Origin of the sequence: Streptomyces niveiscabiei (assembly GCF_001419795.1) — a bacterium.
Lineage (GTDB): Bacteria > Actinomycetota > Actinomycetes > Streptomycetales > Streptomycetaceae > Streptomyces > Streptomyces niveiscabiei.
This window is the reverse complement of the sequence record NZ_LIRL01001067.1, coordinates 225-4,937: the sequence shown is the minus strand read 5'-3', so window position 1 is coordinate 4,937 and position 4,713 is coordinate 225. Positions and strand designations below refer to the sequence as shown.

Below are 4,713 nucleotides of genomic sequence, written 5' to 3'. Positions count from 1 at the left end.
CAACCGGACCTCCCCCAGCCCGATCCGGCGACGCCCCCCGCGCCCGCCTCTCACACCGCGGCCTTCTCCACCTCTCGCGGCTTCAGCTCCGCGTTCTCCAGCACATCCCTGAGATGCCGCTCCACCACCGGCAGCACCTCGTCGATCGTCACGTCCCGCCCCAGTTCCTCCGCCAGCGACGCCACCCCCGCGTCCCGAATCCCGCACGGGATGATCCGGTCGTACCACTTGTTGTCGGGGTTCACGTTGAACGAGAAGCCGTGCATCGTGACCCCCTTCGCGACCCGGATGCCGATCGCCGCGATCTTCCGGTCCTCCCGCCGCTGCCCCGCGTTGGACGGCGCGTACTCGGGCCCGTTCATCCGAGGGTCGAACTCCTCGTCGGTCAGCCGGGGATCGAAGTCCAGCGACAGCCCCCCGAGCGAAGGCCGCTGCTCGACGGGGTCCCCCAGCACCCACACCCCACTGCGCCCCTCGACCCGCGACGTCTCGACCCCGAACTCCGCGCAGACCCGGATCAGCGCGTCCTCGATCCGCCGCACATGGGCCACGACATCCACCGGCCGAGGCAGCTTCTGAATGGGGTACCCCACCAGCTGACCCGGCCCGTGCCAGGTGATCTTCCCCCCGCGGTCGACGTCGATCACCGGCGTCCCGTCGAGAGGCCGCTCACTGTCAGCCGTACGCCGCCCGGCGGTGTAGACCGGCGGATGCTCCAGCAGCAGCACCGTATCCGGCACCTCATCGGCGAAGCGCGCCGCATGAACCCGCCGCTGCTCGTCCCAGGCGACCTGGTAGTCGACCGCCTCGTCCCCGAACCCCATGCGAACGAACCGCAGCTCACTCACGACAAAACGCCTCCTCGACGTGGTAAGGCACGAAACGCCTCCACGCCACTGTACGACCGCCCCGCCCGCGTCAGCCCGACGGCCAATCCTCACACGATCGGATGAATGCCCCCCGGATAGTGCGACCGCTTGCTCACGCTCCGCTACATTCGCGCCGTTCACGAGGCCAACTGGGCTGCTCACAGGCAATCCGGGCACTTCATCCGGGCACGTCACATGCCCGGAAGGCAGGAGACCGCACCGCAGATGACGGACCGACCCGCGCCGCGCACCCCCAACCGCCAGCTCGCCGCGCTCATCGCAGAAGCGGGGTTCTCCAACGCAGGACTGGCCCGTCGGGTCGACCAGCTCGGGCTCGAACACGGCCTGGACCTCAGATACGACAAGACGTCGGTGACCCGCTGGCTCCGCGGCCAGCAGCCGAGGGGTACGACGCCGGCCCTGATCGCGGAGGTCTTCACCAGGCGCCTCGGCCGCCGCCTGACCGCCCAGGACCTCGGCCTCGACGCCTGCGCCCCCGTGTACGCGGGTCTGGAGTTCGCCGGTACCCCCGAGGAGGCCGTCGACATCGTCAGCGGCCTGTGGCGCAAGGACTCCGGCAGCCACGCCGAGCTCCGCAAGATCGCCTTCACCCCGGCCGGCCTGGTCGTACCGAGCCGCGACTGGCTGATCGGCCGCGCCGACGAGAAGGTCGCCCGCGCCGAACCGCACCCCCGTATCCCCCCGCAGGCCCGCCCGGCCGTACCCCGCCAGCGCGAGCGGGGCGACCGAGGCGAACGCAGTGTCCGGGTCACCGGCGGCGACATCTCCGCCCTGCGCTCGGTCGGCGAACTTTTCCGCGCGCTCGACAGCCGCTACGGCGGCGGCCACGCCCGCCAGGCCCTGGTCCGCTACCTGGAGCACGAGTGCGAGCCCATGCTCCGGGGCGTGTACGGCGAACAGACGGGCCGTCGCCTGTTCGCCGCCGCCGCCGACCTCACGAGGCTGGCGGGCTGGACGTCGTACGACATCGCCGCGCACGGACTCGCCCAGCGGTACTTCGTCCAGGCGCTGCGCCTCTCCCAGGCGGCGGGGGACCGCGCGTACGGCGCGTACGTCCTCGTCACGATGAGCCGCCAGGCCGTGTACCTCGGACACGGCCGCGAGGCGGTCCAACTGGCCCGCGTGGCCCAGCAGGGCGTGGGTACGGCGGCGGCCCCCACCGTCCAGGCGCTGCTGCACGCGGTGGAGGCGCGGGGGCATGGGGTCCTGGGCGAAGTCCGGGCCTGCACCACGTCGTTGGTGCGCGCGGAACGGGCCCTGGAAGCGTCGAAGCACACCGGCGCGGAGGAAGTCCCGTACTGGGCGCGCTTCTTCGACGAAGCCCAGCTCGCCGACGAATTCGCCCACTGCCACCGCGACCTCCACCAGTTCCGCGCGGCAGCCCAACACGCCGAACGCTCCCTCCACTTGAGGCCCGCGACCCAGGCCCGCAGCCGCCTCTTCTGCCGGGTGGTCCTGGCCACGGCCCGCCTCTCCCTCGGCGAACTGGACCAGGCGTGCCGCCACGCGGCGGAGGCGGCGACGCAGGCATCCGAGATGCGCTCGGCGCGGGCGGTGGAGTATGTCCGGGACTTCGAGCGGAGGTTGGAGCCGTACAAGGACGCGGCGGCGGTACGGGGGTACCGGGAGAAGGTGGCGACGCTGGGGTAGCAGCAGGCGTGCCGGGCGGCTTGTGAGGGCCGCCCGGCCGGGGCCGGTTACTCCGTCAGCTCCACCGCCTCCCGGAAGTCCGCGTACGCCTCCCGGTACCGCTTCACCGCGACCAGGAACATCGCCCGGTCGGTCAGCGTCCGCGCCAGCCACACGGGGTCGCCCAACTGCCGTGCCAGCGCGACGGACCGGCCGAACAGCGGGGCGAGGGGCTGCTCGACCCGGGGCCCCCGGCTGTGGTGGTACAGCGCCGAACGGACCGTCAACCGGTGCTGTACGACAGCCAGTTCGGAGAGCGGCGTGTCCGGGTCGGCGGCCTCGCGCTCCAACTCGTCGATCCCGGCGATGTATTGGGCGCGGACGTCGGGGGACCAGTGGGAGAAGGCGGAGCCGAACGCCGGCGCGGGGGAGCCGGCGGGCTCCAGGGAACGGGACGACAGCGCGAGCAGCGTCGTCCAGAACGCGAGGAGGTCGCTCCACGCCCGCCGCTCACCCGAGTCGCCCAACTCCCGTAGCAGGCCCAGCGCTTCGGCGCGCACCGTGTCCGCGCCGACCGTCCCGGCCAGCCGGGAGTGCTGCACCAGCGCCCACACGGTGATCGCCGTCGACCCCTCGCCCTTGACGAGCCGCCCGCGCTGCACGTCGACGAGCCGCCCGAACGCCTCCGACGCCGCGCCATGGCAGCCCGCCGCGTCGAGTTCGGCCGCCCACCGCGTCAACGCCCAGAAGGAGTCGTCCACTTCACGCCCTGCCACCTCGGCCGCCTCGACGTGCCGCCCCTCCTCGGCGAGAACCACGGCAAGCCGCCCACTCCCGTACGCGCGGCTCTCCACCTGCCCCCGCTCGAACCCCTCGCGCCCGACGGAGGCCGCCTCCTCGCACACGGCGAGCCCTTCCTCCCGCCGCCCCTGCCGGAACAACTCCCCTTCGTACGCCCCGAGCGCCCGCACCAGCGTTTCGGTGCGCCCGGGTTCGCCGCCCGGGATGCCCCGCGCGGCCTCGGCCGCCTCCCCGCACAGCGCGAAGACGATGTCCGGCCGCTCCCGGAATTCCGCCGCGTACGAATACGAGACCAATGCCGTCGCCAGTTTCCCCAGATAAGCCAGCGGGCTCACCTGAGCCAATATCCGATACGCCGTGACTTTCTCCCGCAGGCTCAGTCCCCCTGATCCCAGCAATGCCGTCCGAGCCCTCAACACCGCGTCCTGATCGACCGACTTGGAGTGATCCATGCGGAAGATTCTGTGCGCCGGTGAACTCGCGGACAAGGCTGAGGAGTTGTGCCGTCCGTCCTACGAAATCACCGGCGAACCTGTCATGATGGGGACGGTTCACTTCTTGCGCGGTTCACTTCTCGCACGGAATTCCCTTCGCCGGAACCGTCAGGCCGCCTCCGTGACCGTCGCCGGCGGATCCGCCAACTGCGACGCCCCCGCCGCCCCCAGCTCCGCGATCAGCGCCGTCGCCGCCCGGTGCGCCGAATGCAGCGCCCCCTGCACGGTGCTGGTGTCCCGGTGGTCCCCGCACACGTACAGCCCGGCCAGGAGCCGGACGGCGCGGCGCAGGTCGTGCGGCGGGCGCATCGCGGGGACCGCCTCGGCGGTGTGGTGGACGGCGAGGGTCTCCCAGCGGGACGTGGACGTGCCGTACAGCCGCGCGAGGTGCGCGCGGACGGTGGCGTCGAGGTCGTCCGGGGGAGTGCCGAGGACCGTGGAGGAGATCAACACCCGCCCCACGGGCGCCCTGTTGGGGTCGACCTCGCTCATGACGGCCGTATGGGCGACCGGCCCGCCCCGCTCCGCGTCCAGCAGCAACGCGCCCCCGCTGTCGGGGAGTTCGTCGGTCGTGTGATGGACGACGGTCACCGGATGGAACTCCGGCACCCGCAGCCCCGGCAGCAGCTCGGCGGCCGTACGCGCGTCGGTCGCCACCAGCACGGCCCGGCACCGGAACTCCCCGTGCTCGGCGGTCGTGACGCAGGTCGTGGAGACGGACGTGACGCGAACTCCCGTACGCACGACGCCCGTCGGCAGCGTCGAGGCGAGCAGCTCGGGCAGCGCGTCGGCCCCGCCCTCGGGCACGCACAGCCGTCCCCCGACGAACGCCCGCAGCGCGAGATCCGCGCACCGGCTCGACGTCGTCAGCTCCGGGTCGCACAGCAGCGCGGCGAGCA

General features: G+C 72.4%; 3 protein-coding genes and 1 pseudogene. 1 reads left to right on the top strand and 3 read right to left on the bottom strand.

The annotated features are described in order from the left end of the window. Positions 1-50: 50 nt before the first annotated feature. Positions 51-848, bottom strand: coding sequence for a lipoyl(octanoyl) transferase LipB (lipB, locus tag AOK24_RS39850; RefSeq protein WP_055724800.1), 798 nt, complete (start codon positions 846-848; stop codon positions 51-53). A gap of 246 nt (positions 849-1,094) precedes the next feature. Here lipB and AOK24_RS39845 point away from each other — a divergent pair, with 246 nt between their 5' ends. Next, complete coding sequence (locus AOK24_RS39845) at positions 1,095-2,540, top strand: NsdA family TPR-like regulatory protein (protein ID WP_055724799.1); 1,446 nt, start codon at positions 1,095-1,097, stop codon at positions 2,538-2,540. A 47-nt stretch (positions 2,541-2,587) separates the two neighbouring features. Here the strand turns inward: AOK24_RS39845 and AOK24_RS39840 are convergent, their stop codons facing one another. Together AOK24_RS39840 and AOK24_RS39835 are read right to left on the bottom strand one after the other, a co-directional pair. Next, the gene (locus tag AOK24_RS39840) at positions 2,588-3,655 is read right to left on the bottom strand and encodes a hypothetical protein (RefSeq protein ID WP_159052159.1); all 1,068 of its coding nucleotides are present in this window, start codon (positions 3,653-3,655) and stop codon (positions 2,588-2,590) included. Between the two features lie 267 nt (positions 3,656-3,922). Then, a pseudogene (locus tag AOK24_RS39835) lies at positions 3,923-4,713 on the bottom strand (FAD-dependent oxidoreductase); the annotation flags it as partial.